This window comes from Allobrachymonas wangyanguii, assembly GCF_045055315.1.
Classification (GTDB): Bacteria; Pseudomonadota; Gammaproteobacteria; order Burkholderiales; family Burkholderiaceae_C; genus Brachymonas; species Brachymonas wangyanguii.
In genome coordinates, this window is record NZ_CP173677.1 from 2112108 (window position 1) to 2127908 (window position 15801).

Genomic DNA, 15801 nt, shown 5'->3' on the forward strand with positions numbered 1-15801 from the left:
CTGGTGGCGCTTCACGGATTCGAACCGCGGACCTGTGGATTATGATTCCATCGCTCTAACCGACTGAGCTAAAGCGCCGAAGAACGACATTGTAGCAGCATTTTTGCCGGCGTGTCACAAAAATGTGCGCCGCCGGCAAAAAAATCAGTTGTTGGTGAAGTTGGCCGGACGCTTCTCGACGAAGGCCGCCATGCCTTCCTTCTGGTCGTTGGTGGCAAACAGGCTGTGGAACAGGCGACGCTCGAACCACACGCCGTCGTTCAGCGAACCTTCGAAGGCGCGGTTCACGGCTTCCTTGGCTGCGTACACGGTCAGGCGCGGCATGCTGGCGATCACCAGGGCGGCAGCCAGGGTTTCTTCCATCAGCTTGTCCAGCGGCACCACGCGGCTCACCAGGCTGGCGCGCTCGGCTTCCTCGGCGTTCATCATGCGGGCGGTCAGGCACATGTCCATGGCCTTGCTCTTGCCCACGGCGCGCGGCAGGCGCTGCGTACCACCGGCACCCGGGATCACGCCCAGCTTGATTTCCGGCTGGCCGAACTTGGCATTGTCGGCGGCGATGATGAAGTCGCACATCATGGCCAGTTCGCAACCGCCACCCAGTGCGTAGCCGCTCACGGCAGCAATCACCGGCTTGCGGATGGTGCGGATGCCTTCCCAGTTGCGGGTGATGTAGTCACCGCCGTAGGCATCGGCAAAACTGTAGGTCGCCATGCCACCAATGTCGGCACCAGCGGCAAAGGCTTTCTCGCTGCCGGTCACGATGATGCAGCCGATCTTGTCGTCAGCGTCAAACGCCTTCAGCGCCGCGCCCAGTTCGTCCATCAGGGTGTCGTTCAGCGCGTTCAGGGCCTTCGGACGGTTCAGCGTGACGATACCGACCTTCTCGCCTTCCACACGGGTTTCAATGCAGGTATAGCTCATGGATTTGTCTCTCCTCTAGATCATGGGGGATGTCGATGATTCCTCCTGCACTATAAACGACAACGGTGACGTATACGTCAGCCAAGGCGCTGCAGGCAGGAGGAATACCTGGGATAATCTTGCGCCATGTCTGCTGTCATCGACAAGCCCCCCCTCTGGCGCACTGCCCTCTCCCTGTTCAAGGGCTTTGACGGCTGGCTGGCGCTGGCCATCCTGATCCTGATGGGCATCGGCCTGACCGCCATGTACTCTTCCGGCTTTGACCACGGCACGCGCTTTGTCGACCACAGCCGCAACATGCTGCTGGCCTGGGCCATCATCCTGGCCGTGGCGATGGTGCCGCAGCAGCGCCTGCAGCAGCTGGCGGTACCACTCTACACGCTAGGCGCCGTGCTGCTGCTGGCGGTACTGCTGTTCGGCATCACCAAGAAAGGCGCCACGCGCTGGATCAACATCGGCGTGGTAATCCAGCCGAGTGAACTGCTCAAGATTGCCGCCCCGATGATGCTGGCCTGGTGGTTCCAGCGCCGCGAAGGCACGCCACAGACCATGGATTACGTGATCGCCTTCGGCCTGCTGCTACTGCCAGTCGGCCTGATCATGAAACAGCCGGACCTGGGTACCGCCCTGCTGGTGCTGATGACCGGTGCCTCGGTGATCTTCTTTGCCGGCCTGAGCTGGAGGCTGGTGCTGCCGCCCATCATCCTCGGCGCCATCGCCATCACCCTGCTGGTCTGGAATGGCGATGCCCTGTGCCAGCCCGATGTCGACTGGCACATCCTGCGCGAATACCAGCGCCAGCGTGTCTGCACCCTGCTCGATCCCACGCGCGATCCGCTCGGCAAGGGCTTCCACATCCTGCAGGGCATGATCGCCATCGGCTCCGGTGGCGTCTGGGGCAAGGGCTTCATGCAGGGCACGCAGACGCACCTGGAGTTCATCCCGGAGCGCACCACCGACTTCATCTTTGCCGCCTACTCCGAAGAGTTCGGCTTTATCGGCAACATCGTGCTGCTGCTGGCCTTCATCTTCCTGATTGCCCGCATCTTCATCATCGCCGCCCAGGCCAGCACGCGCTTTGGCCGCCTGATGGCCGGCTCGATTGGCGTGATGTTCTTCACCTACACCTTCGTCAACATCGGCATGGTCAGCGGCATCCTGCCGGTGGTGGGCGTGCCGCTGCCCTTCATCAGCTATGGCGGTACCGCCATGGTCACGCTGGGGCTGTCGCTCGGCATCCTGTTCTCCATCGCACGCGACCGGCGTACCTTCCATAGCTGAAACACAGGGATCTGCCAGCTTGCGTGACATATGCACGGTATCCACGCAAACACGGATTCCGCCTGGCTTTTTTCACCTTACCATGTGCGTGCAGACCCCTCCGGCAGGGGCCGGATATGCGTGTCTGCACCATCCCTCAGGAGACGTACATGGCAGGCCAGATCGATCTGAAAAAATCCAGCAACGGCAAGTTCTTCTTCACGCTCAAGGCCAGCAACGGCCAGGCCATCCTGAGCAGCGAGATGTACGAAACCCGCGCCAGCGCCAACAAGGGCATTGCATCGGTGCAGAAGAACGGCGCCGACGCCAACCGTTTCCAGCGCCTCGAAGCCAAGGATGGTTCGCCCTACTTCGTGCTCAAGGCCGGCAACCACCAGGTCATTGGCCAGAGCCAGATGTACAAGAGCGAAGCCTCGCGTGACAACGGCATCGAATCGGTGATAAAGCACGCCCCCGAAGCCACCGTCAACGACCTGACGGCCGAAGCCTGACTCTCCCCTGACCCGGCACGCCATCCCCCCGGATGGCGTCGGATATCCGCTGGCAGCGGCTGGAGCAGCTGGCCTTCTGCGCCTACAATCCGCCCATGAACCTGACCAGCGCCCTGACTGCGGCCATGCCCGCCCCTTCGTCCCAGAATACCCGCCAGCCCCTGGAGATTGCCGAATCGCTGTTGCTGGCTCCCTTCGGCCTGAGCCAGGCCCAGCTGCACAAGGTGCTGGCCAGCATGCGCACTCGCGGTGTCGATGATGCCGACCTGTATTTCCAATACACCTGCAGCGAGGGCTGGAGCCTGGAAGAAGGCATCGTCAAGACCGGCAGCTTCAGTATTGACCAAGGCGTCGGCGTGCGCGCCGTGGCGGGTGAAAAAACCGCTTTCGCCTATTCCGATGACATTTCGCTGGCTTCGCTGAAGGACGCGGCACGCACCGTGCGCACCATCGGCTCGGCCGGCCAGCACGGCCGCGTCAAAGTGGAGCCGGCCAGCAAGATTGGCAAGCTGTCGAAGAGCCGCCGCCTCTACACCCCGGAAAACCCGATCCTGACGCTGGACAGCAGCGCCAAGATCCAGCTGCTGGAGCGCATCGAAGGCATGGCGCGCGCCAAGGATACGCGCGTCAAGCAGGTCATGGCCGGCCTGGCCGGCGAATACGATGTGGTGCTGGTGGCGCGCGCCGACGGCAAGCTGGCTGCCGACGTGCGCCCGCTGATCCGCCTGAGCCTGACCGTGATCGTGGAACAGAAGATCAGTGGCGAGCTGCGCCGCGAGGTCGGTTCTGCCGGCGGCGGTGGCCGTCTGGGCATGGACTATTTCGACGATGCCCTGCTGCAGCAGTATGTTGATGAAGCAGTGGGCGCCGCGCTGACCAACCTGGAAGCGCGCCCGGCCCCGGCCGGCCAGATGGACGTGGTGCTCGGCTCCGGCTGGCCCGGCGTGCTGATCCACGAAGCCGTCGGCCACGGCCTCGAAGGCGATTTCAACCGCAAGGGCAGCAGCGCCTTTGCCGGCCGCATCGGCGAACGCGTGGCAGCCAAGGGCGTCACCGTGCTGGATGACGGCACCCTGCCCGACCGCCGTGGCAGCCTGAACGTGGACGACGAAGGCCACGCCACGCGCCAGACCGTGCTGATCGAGGACGGCATCCTCAAGGGCTACCTGCAGGACCGCATGAATGCGCGCCTGATGAAGACCAAATCCACCGGCAACGGCCGCCGCGAGAGCTACGCCCACCTGCCGATGCCGCGCATGACCAACACCTATATGCTCGGCGGCAGCGAAGACCCCGAAGCCATTATCGGCAGCCTCAAGCGCGGCCTGTACGCCACCAACTTCGGCGGCGGCCAGGTCGACATCACCAGCGGCAAGTTCGTGTTCTCGGCCAGCCAGGCCTGGTGGGTGGAAGACGGCAAGCTGCAGTATCCGGTCAAGGGCGCCACGCTGATCGGCAACGGCCCGGACGCGCTGACCCGCGTCAGCATGATCGGCAACGACATGCGCCTGGACAGCGGCGTCGGCACCTGCGGCAAGGAAGGCCAGAGCGTGCCGGTGGGCGTTGGCCAGCCGACCATGCGCATCAACGGCCTCACGGTGGGCGGTACGGCGTGACGCAATCCACATGTCGGGCCGGAATTGCATGTCCGACCTTGACATGCGGGATTAGGCTCATGGTATAGTCAGTTCCATGCAAGTTTCACGCGCTTTCTATTTTGGCTTTTGGTTCTCTGTCTTTGGCGGACGAGAGGCTTGAGCACACCTGAAAAGCGTAACCCTCCTGAACCGCCCGGAAACCCCTGGCGGTTTTTTTTCGCCCCGTTTTTGACCAGTCAACCTACCCACACAGGAGCTCTCCGATGACCCCGCCCAAGACCAGCGACACGACTCTGTATGCACAGCCGGCCGACAAGACTGGAACGACCGACAACGCCCGCATCAAGAGCCTGACCATGCTGCCCCCTCCCGAACACCTGATCCGCTTCTTCCCGATCAAGGGCTCCCCGGTTGAAAAACTGGTGGGCAATACCCGCAAGACCATCCAGCAGATCATGCGTGGCAAGGATGACCGCCTGCTGGTCGTCGTCGGCCCCTGCTCGATCCACGATCCCAAGGCGGCGCTGGAGTACGCGCAGCGCCTGAAGCAGCAGCGCGACCACTTCGCCGACACGCTGGAAATCGTGATGCGCGTCTACTTCGAGAAGCCGCGCACCACGGTGGGCTGGAAGGGCCTGATCAACGACCCCTACCTGGACGAAAGCTGCCGCATCGACGAGGGCCTGCGCATTGCGCGCCAGCTGCTGATCGACATCAACCGCCTGGACCTGCCGGCCGGCAGCGAGTTCCTGGACGTGATCTCCCCGCAGTACATCGGTGACCTGATCTCCTGGGGCGCGATTGGTGCACGCACCACCGAAAGCCAGATCCACCGTGAGCTGGCCAGCGGCCTGTCAGCTCCGATCGGCTTCAAGAACGGTACCGACGGCAACCTGAAGATCGCCACGGACGCGATCCAGGCCGCTTCACGCGGCCACCACTTCCTGTCGGTGCACAAGAACGGCCATGTCGCCATCGTCGATACCGAGGGCAACCCGGACTGCCACGTGATCCTGCGCGGCGGCAAGCAGCCCAACTATGACGAGGCCAATGTCGATGCCGCCTGCGGCGACCTGAAGGACGCCGGCCTGCGCCCGACCGTGATGGTCGACTGCAGCCACGCCAACAGCAGCAAGAAGCACGAAAAGCAGCTCGAGGTCTCGCGCGAAGTCGCGCGCCAGCTGGCCTCCGGCTCCGACAAGGTGTTCGGCGTGATGCTGGAAAGCAATATCCACGCCGGCGCCCAGAAGTTCACGCCGGGCAAGGATTCGCTGGCCGGGCTGGAGTACGGCAAGAGCATTACCGATGCCTGCCTGGGCTGGGATGACACGCTGCAGGCGCTGGAAATCCTGTCCGAAGGCGTCAAGGCGCGTCGCAAGCAGGGAAAATAAGCGCTAGTGCTTTCCCTGAGTCGGCTTCCGCACACGTCAACTCTTTCTAAAATGGGTGGATTCCGGTCACCTGCTGTGACCGGTTCCAGCCAACGGAGACATGCGACATGCAAAGCGAATTGATCGTCAAGTTCAGCCCCACCCAGGAATTCATCATCCCGCTCGACTCGGTGCCCGAGATGGACACCCAGGAAGCACGTACCTGGCTCGACCAGGAATTCGTGCGCCTCGACTGCGAGCCGATCCGTTCCTCGGGCAAGGTGCTGAATGCCGACAAGGTGGTGCGCATTGCCCAGAGCGCCGGTCCTTCCGGCTTTGAAAACCAGGAATGGGCCACCAGCTTTGCCAGCGCCGCCAAGACGGCCCTGGCCAAGCAGGTCATCAGCATCGATGCCGAAAACACCATGATCTCGTTCTGAGATCCAGGATTTCCCCGCAAGTACGCCAGCCTCGCGCTGGCGTTTTGCTGTCTGCGGTCTTGCCTGCGGCTAGGGTTTTCCCCGGTACGACCCGGCTGTTGCCTGCCTCTATGATGGTTTTTGCCGCTCCGGCAGGCACCCTCATCACGACAGGAGACTCCGTATGATCTGCCCTGCTCCTGCGTCTTTACCAATGAGGAGCTGGCCAGCCTGCCGCCCACCATTCCCGGCGACCAGCTCTGACGCTGTCCTGTTTGTCCGTTACCCGCCTTTTTCGTGACTGCTACGCCTACCCCATCGACCCTCGCCCAGCGCCGCCGCGTCATCCTGGCCGGCATTTGCGCCCTGATCCTTACCGTTGGCATGGGCCGCTTTGCCTATACGCCGATGCTGCCCATCATGAGCGAGCAGGCCGGGCTGTCAGCGCTGGCCGGCGGCTGGCTGGCCACGCTGAACTATGCCGGCTACATGAGCGGCGTCCTGCTGGCCGCCACGGTCGGTGACCTGCAGCAGAAATACCGCCTGTACCGTTACGGTCTGCTGCTGGCTCTGGTCAGCACGGTCGGCATGGGGCTGACCGAAAACGTCTACCTGTGGGCGCTGCTGCGCTATATCGCCGGCTTTTCCAATATCGCCGGACTGTTGCTGGCCTCCGGCCTGGTGCTGAACTGGCTGATCCGCCACGGCTTCAAGCCGGAGCTCGGCCTGCACTTCATGGGCATGGGCCTGGGCATGGTGGTGACTGGTGTTGCCGTGGCCAGCATGGTCGACCACCTGTCCTGGCAGGGGCAATGGATCTGGCTGACGCTGCTCGGACTGCTGTTCTTCGTGCCAGCCTGGTGGTGGATGCCGGCCCCGGCCAGCATGCCGCCAGCTGCGGCCGGCGCCAGCCCTGCAGCAACGGTCACCAGTCCGGGCGGCCGCTGGATGCGACTGATGATGGGCGCCTATTTCTGCGCCGGCTTCGGCTTTGTCGTTACCGCCACCTTCATCGTCGCAATCCTGCTGGAATTGCCCTTGCTGGCCGGCAAGGGCAACTGGGTCTGGGTGATTGCTGGCGTTGCCGCTGCGCCCTCCTGCTTCCTCTGGGATCGTATCGCCGGTGCCATGGGCCAGGTGCAGGCGCTGCTGCTGGCCTATGCGCTGCAGACCCTGTCCATCATCCTGCCGGTGTTTACCGGCAGCGCCACGCTCAACGTGATTGGCGCCATCCTGTATGGCGTGACCTTTGTCGGCATCGTCAGCCTGACGCTGACGCTGACCGGACGCCATTTCCCGGCCAACCCTGCCAAGGCCATGGCGCGCATGACCGTAAGTTATGGCGTGGCCCAGATTTTCGCGCCGGCCATGGCCGGCACCATCGCCAATGCCACTGGCAGTTACCACGGCGCCCTGATCGTGACCGCCCTGGTGATGGTGCTGGGCATGGGGTTGCTGCTGGCCGTGCTGCAGGAAGAAAAGCGACACGCCCAACACGGCCGAGTACAGGTTGTCTCCTGAAGCAGCCCGCCGGCCAGACCGTACAATCAGCGCATGCACATCCATATTCTCGGTATCTGCGGCACCTTCATGGGAGGTGTCGCCGCGCTGGCCCGTGAGGCCGGCCACAAGGTCACCGGCTGCGACGCCGGTGTGTATCCCCCCATGAGCGACCAGCTGCGCGCGCTCGGCATCGACCTGATCGAAGGCTTTGGCGCGGAACAGACCGCGCTCCAGCCCGACATGTACGTGGTCGGCAACGTCGTCAGCCGCGCCCGGCTCGATGATGGCAGCCCCAAGTTCCCGCTGATGGAAGCGATCCTGGAGCAGGGCCTGCCCTACACCAGCGGTCCGCAGTGGCTGGCCGAGCATGTGCTGCAGGGCAAGCACGTGCTGGCACTGGCCGGTACCCATGGCAAGACCAGCACCTCCTCGATGCTGGCCTGGGTGCTGGAGCAGGCCGGCCTGCAGCCGGGCTTCCTGATTGGCGGCGTGCCGCTCAACTTCGGCATCTCGGCGCGCCTGGGCAGTGTCCCGGCTGGCCATGCGCGCGGCTACTTCGTGATCGAGGCCGACGAGTACGATACCGCCTTCTTCGACAAGCGCAGCAAGTTCGTGCACTACCGCCCGCGCACCGCCGTACTCAACAACCTCGAGTACGATCATGCCGACATCTTCCCCGATCTGGCTGCCATCGAGCGCCAATTCCACCATCTGGTGCGCACCGTGCCGGGTAGCGGCTGTATTGTCGCCAACGGTCTGGAAGAGAGCATCACGCGCGTGCTGCACCAGGGCTGCTGGAGCCAGGTGCAGACCTTCGGCACCGCCGTGAGCGACTATGTGGCCGACGGCGAGCCGCACGATTTTGCCGTGCTGCACCAGGGCCGTCAGGTGGCACACGTGCGCTGGAACCTGACCGGCACCCACAACCAACTCAACGCGCTGGCCACGATTGCCGCGGCCGCCCACGTCGGTGTGGCCCCTGAAGTCGCCGCCGAGGCACTAGGCAGCTTTGTCAACGCGCGCCGCCGCATGGAAATGCGCGGCAGCGTGGCGCGTGACGGTGGCGACATCACGCTCTACGACGACTTTGCCCACCATCCCACGGCCATCCGCACCACGCTGGACGGCCTGCGCCGCAAGCTCGACAGCGATGGCCGCCAGGGCGAACGCATCCTGGCGATTTTCGAGCCGCGCAGCAACACCATGAAGCTGGGCACGATGAAGGCCCAGCTGCCCTGGAGCCTGGAGCAGGCCGATCTGTCCTTCTGCCACTCCGGCGGCCTGGACTGGAACGCGGCAGAGGCACTGGCGCCCATGGGCGAACGTGCCTGCGTGGCCGGCGATATCGATACGCTGATCCAGCAGGTGCTGGCTGCGGTCCAGCCCGGCGACCACCTGCTGTGCATGAGCAACGGCGGCTTTGGCGGCATCCACGGCAAGCTGCTGGACGCCCTGCAGGCCCGGAACTGAGCCATGGCCGGCAGTTTCGACGAGGAACTGGCCCAGGCCGCCGCCCGGCTGGTGGTGGAGGAAGGGCTGGAGTTCGGCCCGGCCAAGCAGCGCGCGCTGAAACAACTCAAGCTCCCGGCGCGCACCGCCCTGCCCGGCAACGACCTGGTCGAAGCCGCCGTGCGCGAGTATCTGGCGGTATTCTGCGCCGATACCCAGCCAGCCGAGCTGCTGGCCCTGCGCGAGCTGGCGCTGCAGTGGATGGACCGCCTGCAGGCCTTCCAGCCGCTGGTGTCCGGTGCAGTGTGGCACGGCACCGCCACGCGCCTGAGCGATATCTACCTGCACCTGTTCAGCGATGACCCGAAAGCAGTGGAGATCAGCCTGATCAACGAAGGCGTGGACTACGAGGCCAGCCGCGTGGCCGGCCTGCGTGGTGTCGACGCCGATGCCCTGAGCATCCATGCCTGGAGCCCTGAGCTGCAGGAGGATATTGGCGTGCATCTGCTGGTACACGATACACTGGCCCAACGGGGCTCGCTGCAGCTGGACCAGCAGCAGCGCAAGCCGCGCGGTACCGCCAGCCAATTGCGCGAGCTGATCAACCAGGATTGAAATCGCCTTATCGTCTGGCAATTTCCTACTTTTGAGGCCATTTCCATGCAAAACTCCAAGACCGACACCTCATCCACGGCCAGCAGCAGTCGCCGACGCTGGCTCGGCTGGACGCTGGCCTCGGTCGCCGCAGGGGCGGCCGGCGTAGCCGGATGGCGCCAGTTCGGGCCGCGCCAGGCCCCGGTACCGGAAGCGGTGGCTGGCGTGCCGGAGCGCTGGCTGACGCATGCATTTGCCCAGCCCGGCCAGATCGGCACACGCACGCTGGAAAGCTTTCAGGGCAAGCCGCTGCTGATCAACCTGTGGGCCACCTGGTGCCCACCGTGCATCGAGGAAATGCCGCTTCTTGACGCCTTCTACCAGCAAAATGCAGCAAAAGGCTGGCAAACCGTCGGTATCGCCGTTGACAAACCGGAAGCCGTGGAGCGCTTCCTGCAGCGCATGCCGGTGCAGTTTCCGGTCCTCCTGGCCGGCAACCGCCTCGGCATGGAGCTGGCTGGAGATCTCGGCAATACGGCGCGCGGCCTGCCGTTCAGCCTGCTGCTGGACGCCCAGGGAAATGCGCTGGCAGCCCATACCGGGCAGCTGGATTTGCCGCGGCTGCTGAAATGGCACCAGCGTGCTTTTTCGTGAAATCCGTACAGTTGACGGATTTTTACGTAAAATCAATACATTCCGCACTTCTGCTGAAGTGTCTTGCGGCCCGGGCCAACGTCACCCCGGCCCAGTCGTATAAACGTAGTTAACGCTACTTATCTTGCATTTAGGCGCAGATCAGCCAAAAATACTGACTGATGCCAGCAAACAAGGGGCTCCGCGCCCTAAGAAAGGTCAATAATGGATCTACGCAAACTCAAGACCTTGATCGACCTCGTGTCCGAATCCAACGTTTCGGAACTGGAGATCACCGAAGCCGAAGGCAAGGTCCGCATCGTCAAGGGTGGCCCCGAAATGGCCCAGGGCCACGCGCCCGTCATGATGCCGGTCGCTACTGCCCCGGCCGCAGCTGCACCAGTAGCAGCCGCTGCACCGGCTGCCGCACCTGTCGCCGAAGCCGCCCCCGAAGAAACCGGCTTCCAGATCAAGTCGCCCATGGTCGGCACCTTCTACCGCGCCAGCAGCCCCGGCGCCAAGGCTTTTGTCGAAGTCGGCAGCACGGTCAAGGAAGGCGACACCCTGTGCATCGTCGAAGCCATGAAGATCCTGAACGAGATCGAATCCGAAAAGGCCGGTACCGTGACCAGGATCCTGTGCGACAACGGCGACGCCGTGGAATTCGGCCAGCCCCTGTTCGTGATCGAGTGATGCACGCCGTGCCGACGCTGAACCGCCGGCACCCCTGCACGATCCCTTTGCGCGCAGCCTGCTGCGTAGCCCCTGAACAGTGAGGACACGACGATGTTCAAGAAAATCCTGATCGCCAACCGAGGCGAGATCGCCCTGCGCATCCAGCGCGCCTGCCGCGAAATGGGTATCAAGGCCGTCATGGTCTATTCCGAAGCCGATCGCGACGCCATGTACGTCAAGATGGCTGACGAGGCGATCTGCATCGGCCCGGCCCCTTCGGCCCAGAGCTACCTCAACATGACCGCCATCATCGCGGCCGCCGAAGTCACCGATGCCGAAGCCATCCACCCCGGTTACGGCTTCCTGTCCGAAAACGCCGACTTCTCCGAGCGCGTCGAGCAGAGCGGCTTCGCCTTCATTGGCCCGACCGCCGAATCGATCCGCCTGATGGGCGACAAGGTCTCGGCCAAGGCCGCCATGATCAAGGCCGGCGTGCCCTGCGTGCCCGGCTCCGACGGCGAGCTGCCGGATGACCCGGCCGCCATCCGTGCCATTGCCAAGCGCATCGGCTACCCGGTGATCATCAAGGCCGCCGGTGGTGGCGGTGGTCGCGGCATGCGCGTGGTGCACACCGAGGCGGCGCTGATCAACGCCGTTGCCATGACCAAGGCCGAAGCCGGCACTGCCTTTGGCAACCCCGCGGTCTACATGGAGAAATTCCTGCAGAACCCGCGCCACATCGAGATCCAGGTGCTGGCCGACACGCATCGCAACGCGGTGTTCCTGGGTGAGCGTGACTGCTCCATGCAACGTCGCCACCAGAAGATCATCGAGGAAGCACCCGCCCCCGGCCTGCTGCGCCGCGCCGTCGAGCGCATCGGCGAACGCTGTGCCCTGGCCTGCCGCAAGATCGGCTACCGTGGCGCCGGCACCTTCGAATTCCTGTACGAGAACGGCGAGTTCTACTTCATCGAGATGAACACGCGCCTGCAGGTGGAACACCCGGTCACGGAAATGGTTACCGGCATCGACCTGGTACGTGCCCAGATCGAAGTCGCCGCCGGCCTGAAGCTGCCGTTCACGCAGCGCCAGATCCAGATGAAGGGCCACGCCATCGAGTGCCGCATCAACGCCGAAGACCCGTACAAGTTCTACCCCTCGCCGGGTCGCATCACGCACTGGCACCCGGCTGGTGGCCCGGGCGTGCGTGTGGACAGCCATGTCTACACCAACTACTTCGTGCCGCCCACCTACGACTCCATGATCGGCAAGCTGATCGTGCACGGCGACACGCGCGAACAGGCGCTGGCACGCATGCACAACGCCCTGAACGAGACCGTGGTGGAAGGCATCAACACCAACATCCCGCTGCACCGCGAGCTGGTGGTGGATGCGAAGTTCTGCGAAGGCGGCACCAACATCCATTACCTGGAAGAATGGTTGCACCAGCGCGGACGCTGACCTCCTGAAGCCAGACCCGCCACGTGCGGGTCTTTTTCCTGTTGCCCTGGATTCATCACCATGTACGAACTGCGCCTGTTGTGCCCGGAAACCCACGTCGAGACCCTGTGCGAGGCACTGGACGCGCTGGATGCGCTCAGCGTCTCGGTAGAAGATGCCGATGCCCATACCGAGGCCGAACAGCCGCTGTTCGGCGAGCCCGGCATGCCGGCTCCGCGCGAGGGCTGGCAGCGCTCGCTGCTGGTCGCGCTGTTCCCGGCCGAAGACGCCGCGCAGGAAGCCGCGCGCCTGCTGGCGCTGCAGGACTTTTTTGCCGATTCGCGCGTGGTCGGCATCCAGCATGTGCCGGACCAGGACTGGGTGCGCCTGACGCAATCGCAGTTCGCCCCGGTAGACATCACGCCCACGTTCTGGATCGTGCCGAGCTGGCATGAACCGCCGGCCGAGGCCGAGCAGCTGATCCGCCTGGATCCGGGCCTGGCCTTTGGCACTGGCACGCACCCGACCACGCGCATGTGCCTGCGCTGGATTGCCCGCCATGGCGCCCCCGGTGAGCCGCACAAGCTGGGCCGCGTGCTCGATTACGGCTGTGGTTCCGGCATTCTGGCGATCGGCGCCGGCAAGTTCGGCGCGGTCGAGATCGACGCGGTGGATATCGATCCGGCCGCCGTCGAAGCCACGCGCATCAACGCCGACACCAACCATGTGCAGCTGAATGCCGGCCTGCCGGAGCTGGTCGATCCTGCCGAAGGCCGCTACCAGACTGTGCTGGCCAACATCCTGGCAACGCCGCTCAAGGTGCTGGCACCGCTGCTGGTGGCGCATGTGGCGCCGGGCGGCCATCTGGTGCTGGCCGGCATTCTGGAACGCCAGGCCGACGAGCTGAAAGAGGCCTACGCGCCCTACATCCAGCTGGAAGTCGCTGACGCGGAAGACGGCTGGATCCTGATGACCGGCCACAAGCCTGCCTGAGCACACGTCTCCTTTTTCCGGCCGCTGGCAACTGCCAGCGGCTTTTCTGTCCCTGATTCCTACCGATTCCCATGTCCATCCTGATTTCCGGTTCCGTCGCCATCGACATCATCCTGGAGTTTGGCGGCCGTTTTGCCGACCATATCCTGCCCGAGCAGATCGACAAGCTCAGCGTGTCCTTTCTGGCACCGCAGATGCGCAGCGATTACGGCGGCTGCGCCGGCAATATTGCCTATGCGCTGAAGCAGCTCGGCGGCACGCCGCTGCCGCTGGCTTCGGTCGGCCGCGACGGTGGCCATTACCTGGATCGCCTGCGCCAGCTCGGCATCAGCACTGAGCACGTCGCCGTACTGGAGGACTGCTACACCGCGCAGTGCACCATCATGACCGACCAGCAGCAAAACCAGATCACGGCCTTCCACCCCGGCGCCATGTCGCATGCCCATCTGAACCCGGTGCCGGCCGATACGCCGATCACGCTGGCCATCGTCTCGCCCAACGGCAAGGAAGCGATGCAACAGCATGCACAGCAGCTGCATGCCGCCGGCATTCCCTTTGTCTTCGATCCGGGCCAGGGCCTGCCACTGTTCAATGGCGAGGAGCTGCAGCAACTCGTTGATCTGGCGACGTGGGTTACTGTGAACGACTACGAGGCGCACCTGCTGTGCGAACGCCTGGGCTATGACCGCGCAGCCCTGTCACGCCAGCTGCGTGGCCTGGTGGTGACGCTGGGCGAACAAGGTTGTGAAGTGTGGGTCGATGGTGCCTGCCGCGAAGTGGCGGCGGTGACGCCGGCTGCCGTGGTCGATCCGACCGGCTGTGGCGATGCCTGGCGTGGTGCCCTGCTGTACGGGCTGGAACAGGGCTGGGATCTGGTGCGCTGCGCGAAGCTGGGCAACTACCTGGGCGCGCTCAAGATCGCGCACCGTGGCCCGCAGAACTACCAGGTCGATCCGCAGGTAGTGGCAGGCTACTGAGCCGGCTTCAGGGCTTGGGACCGGTCGGGAACGGCCAGGTACCCAGCGGGCTGATGCGGGTGCGTGCCACGGGCGCGGCACCACCGCTGGCGGCAGCGGTCTGGCCATTGAGACGGCTGGAGGCAGTGGTGCTGGTGGCGGATTTGGCGCTGCTGGCGCGCTTGCGCGTGGCCGTGGCGGGCCTGGTGGCAACCGCCGTGTCAGATTCGGCTGCCGGCTTGGCGGCCGTCTTGCGGGTGGTGCTTGCCTTGGTGGCCGACGTTTTTGCCGCCGTAGTCTTGGCAGTCGTCGTGCGCGCACGGCTGGCCGGTGCCTTGGCGGCGGCCGGCTGGCTCACCGGAGCCTCGATGCTGGCTGCCTCGGTCACGACCGCAGCAACAGCCGCCGGCTTCGCAGCCGGCTTCTTGCGCGGTGCGGCAGGGGCGGAAGACGTTGCAGTTGCGGATGCGGCCGGTTTCTTGGCGCTAGCCATGGGGACTCTCCTGAGCAGCAGGGTTTAATTTTGTATTATGGAACCAAGTGCTGTCAGATGCAATAGTTTCAAGCAGTTCCCCTGCTGCCAGCGCCGAAATTGCAGTGTGGTGACCACAGCCGCCATAGGATACATCTCAGGTCGCGCAGCCCTGGCCGAGCACGCCCGGCGGGAACATCGCCTCGGGCCAGCCGCTCAGGCGCGCCAGCAGCGGCCAGTCAAAGCCGGCACCGGGATCGCACTTGCGCCCGGGCGCGATGTGCTCATGGCCCGCCACGTGCGCCAGCGGATACTGTTGGCGGATCGCCTGCGCCAGCTCGGCCAGCGCCACGTATTGCGGCAGTTCAAAGCGCTCGCCCTCCAGCCCCTCGAGTTCGATGCCGATGGAGTCGTCGTTGCAGTTGTCACGGCCGCGCCAGCTGGACGCGCCCGCATGCCAGGCACGGTCATCGCAACTGACAAACTGCCAGATGCTGCCATCGCGGCGGATCAGGAAATGGGCGGATACCTCCAGGCTGCGGATCTGCTGGAAATACGGGTGCGCGTCCCAGTCCAGCGTGTTGGCAAACAGCTGCAGGATTTCCGGGCCACCGTACTGACCTGGCGGCAAGCTGATGGAATGCACCACCATCAGGTCGATCTGCGCGTCAGTCGGCCGGGGACCAAAATTGGGCGACGGCTGCTGCTGTGCCAGACGGCACCAGCCGTTCTGCCACAGGGGCGCGGTGGCCATCATGCGCGATCCCTGCTGGCGGCCTGCTGTGCCAGCGTGGCATGTTCCTGGCCACAGTACCACTGGCCGGACTGCTGCAGCGCGTCCTGGCGCGCCAGATGCACGCCGCAATGGGCGCAGCGCACCATGGCCTGGGGCACGCGCGGTGCCTGCTGTTGCGCCTGGGCCTCGCGGATATCCTGCTTGCGGTTTTGGCGCCAGACCCAGAACACCACGCCAATGACGAGAAGAACGACCAGATATTTCATG

The 15801-nt window shown here is 64.4% G+C and carries 17 protein-coding genes and 1 tRNA gene; 13 read left to right on the forward strand and 5 right to left on the reverse strand.

Going from position 1 to position 15801, the window contains the following annotated elements:
• Window position 1: 1 nt before the first annotated feature.
• Both ACI3EV_RS10170 and ACI3EV_RS10175 read right to left on the reverse strand, forming a co-directional pair.
• Window positions 2–78, reverse strand: a tRNA-Met gene (locus tag ACI3EV_RS10170).
• 66 nt (window positions 79–144) lie between these two features.
• A complete protein-coding gene (locus ACI3EV_RS10175; protein WP_329769362.1) occupies window positions 145–924 on the reverse strand; it encodes an enoyl-CoA hydratase in 780 nt (259 codons plus the stop codon).
• Between the two features lie 126 nt (window positions 925–1050).
• Between ACI3EV_RS10175 and rodA the strand changes: the two genes are divergently transcribed.
• The 13 genes from rodA (at window position 1051) to ACI3EV_RS10240 (ending at window position 14347) form a co-directional block, all read left to right on the forward strand.
• On the forward strand, window positions 1051–2205 hold the full coding sequence (gene rodA, locus ACI3EV_RS10180) for a rod shape-determining protein RodA (RefSeq protein WP_329769364.1): 1155 nt from the start codon (window positions 1051–1053) through the stop codon (window positions 2203–2205).
• Window positions 2206–2354: 149 nt separating this feature from the next.
• Window positions 2355–2696: a YegP family protein gene (locus ACI3EV_RS10185; protein ID WP_337690131.1), complete on the forward strand. Its 342-nt coding sequence runs from the start codon at window positions 2355–2357 to the stop codon at window positions 2694–2696.
• A gap of 125 nt (window positions 2697–2821) precedes the next feature.
• Window positions 2822–4312 carry a metalloprotease TldD gene (gene tldD / locus ACI3EV_RS10190; protein WP_405198070.1) on the forward strand — a complete coding sequence of 497 codons (1491 nt, stop codon included), beginning with the start codon at window positions 2822–2824 and terminating at the stop codon, window positions 4310–4312.
• Between the two features lie 245 nt (window positions 4313–4557).
• Window positions 4558–5685 (forward strand): 3-deoxy-7-phosphoheptulonate synthase, encoded by a 1128-nt coding sequence (locus ACI3EV_RS10195; RefSeq protein WP_329769370.1) that lies wholly within the window; start codon window positions 4558–4560, stop codon window positions 5683–5685.
• 107 nt (window positions 5686–5792) lie between these two features.
• Window positions 5793–6104, forward strand: coding sequence for a hypothetical protein (locus ACI3EV_RS10200; protein ID WP_337690127.1), 312 nt, complete (start codon window positions 5793–5795; stop codon window positions 6102–6104).
• 276 nt (window positions 6105–6380) lie between these two features.
• Window positions 6381–7604 (forward strand): YbfB/YjiJ family MFS transporter, encoded by a 1224-nt coding sequence (locus ACI3EV_RS10205; RefSeq protein WP_329769373.1) that lies wholly within the window; start codon window positions 6381–6383, stop codon window positions 7602–7604.
• A gap of 33 nt (window positions 7605–7637) precedes the next feature.
• Complete coding sequence (gene mpl / locus ACI3EV_RS10210) at window positions 7638–9056, forward strand: UDP-N-acetylmuramate:L-alanyl-gamma-D-glutamyl-meso-diaminopimelate ligase (RefSeq protein ID WP_329769374.1); 1419 nt, start codon at window positions 7638–7640, stop codon at window positions 9054–9056.
• 3 nt (window positions 9057–9059) lie between these two features.
• A complete protein-coding gene (locus ACI3EV_RS10215) occupies window positions 9060–9650 on the forward strand; it encodes a hypothetical protein (RefSeq protein ID WP_329769376.1) in 591 nt (196 codons plus the stop codon).
• Window positions 9651–9695: 45 nt separating this feature from the next.
• Window positions 9696–10283 (forward strand): TlpA disulfide reductase family protein, encoded by a 588-nt coding sequence (locus tag ACI3EV_RS10220; RefSeq protein ID WP_329769377.1) that lies wholly within the window; start codon window positions 9696–9698, stop codon window positions 10281–10283.
• Window positions 10284–10487: 204 nt separating this feature from the next.
• Entirely contained in the window at window positions 10488–10955 is a 468-nt protein-coding gene (gene accB / locus ACI3EV_RS10225; RefSeq protein ID WP_337690122.1) for an acetyl-CoA carboxylase biotin carboxyl carrier protein, read from the forward strand.
• 93 nt (window positions 10956–11048) lie between these two features.
• Window positions 11049–12398 carry an acetyl-CoA carboxylase biotin carboxylase subunit gene (gene accC, locus ACI3EV_RS10230; RefSeq protein ID WP_337690120.1) on the forward strand — a complete coding sequence of 450 codons (1350 nt, stop codon included), beginning with the start codon at window positions 11049–11051 and terminating at the stop codon, window positions 12396–12398.
• Window positions 12399–12458: 60 nt separating this feature from the next.
• Window positions 12459–13370 (forward strand): 50S ribosomal protein L11 methyltransferase, encoded by a 912-nt coding sequence (prmA, locus tag ACI3EV_RS10235; protein ID WP_337690118.1) that lies wholly within the window; start codon window positions 12459–12461, stop codon window positions 13368–13370.
• 71 nt (window positions 13371–13441) lie between these two features.
• Window positions 13442–14347: a carbohydrate kinase family protein gene (locus ACI3EV_RS10240; RefSeq protein ID WP_329769382.1), complete on the forward strand. Its 906-nt coding sequence runs from the start codon at window positions 13442–13444 to the stop codon at window positions 14345–14347.
• A gap of 7 nt (window positions 14348–14354) precedes the next feature.
• On the opposite strand, the gene ACI3EV_RS10245 is transcribed toward ACI3EV_RS10240, so the two are convergent.
• The 3 genes from ACI3EV_RS10245 to ACI3EV_RS10255 form a co-directional block, all read right to left on the reverse strand.
• Complete coding sequence (locus tag ACI3EV_RS10245; RefSeq protein WP_329769383.1) at window positions 14355–14819, reverse strand: histone; 465 nt, start codon at window positions 14817–14819, stop codon at window positions 14355–14357.
• Window positions 14820–14955: 136 nt separating this feature from the next.
• On the reverse strand, window positions 14956–15555 hold the full coding sequence (ampD, locus tag ACI3EV_RS10250) for a 1,6-anhydro-N-acetylmuramyl-L-alanine amidase AmpD (RefSeq protein ID WP_405197989.1): 600 nt from the start codon (window positions 15553–15555) through the stop codon (window positions 14956–14958).
• A complete protein-coding gene (locus tag ACI3EV_RS10255; protein ID WP_329769385.1) occupies window positions 15552–15800 on the reverse strand; it encodes a PP0621 family protein in 249 nt (82 codons plus the stop codon). The genes ampD and ACI3EV_RS10255 overlap by 4 nt, the downstream gene beginning before the upstream one ends.
• Window position 15801: the final 1 nt, after the last annotated feature.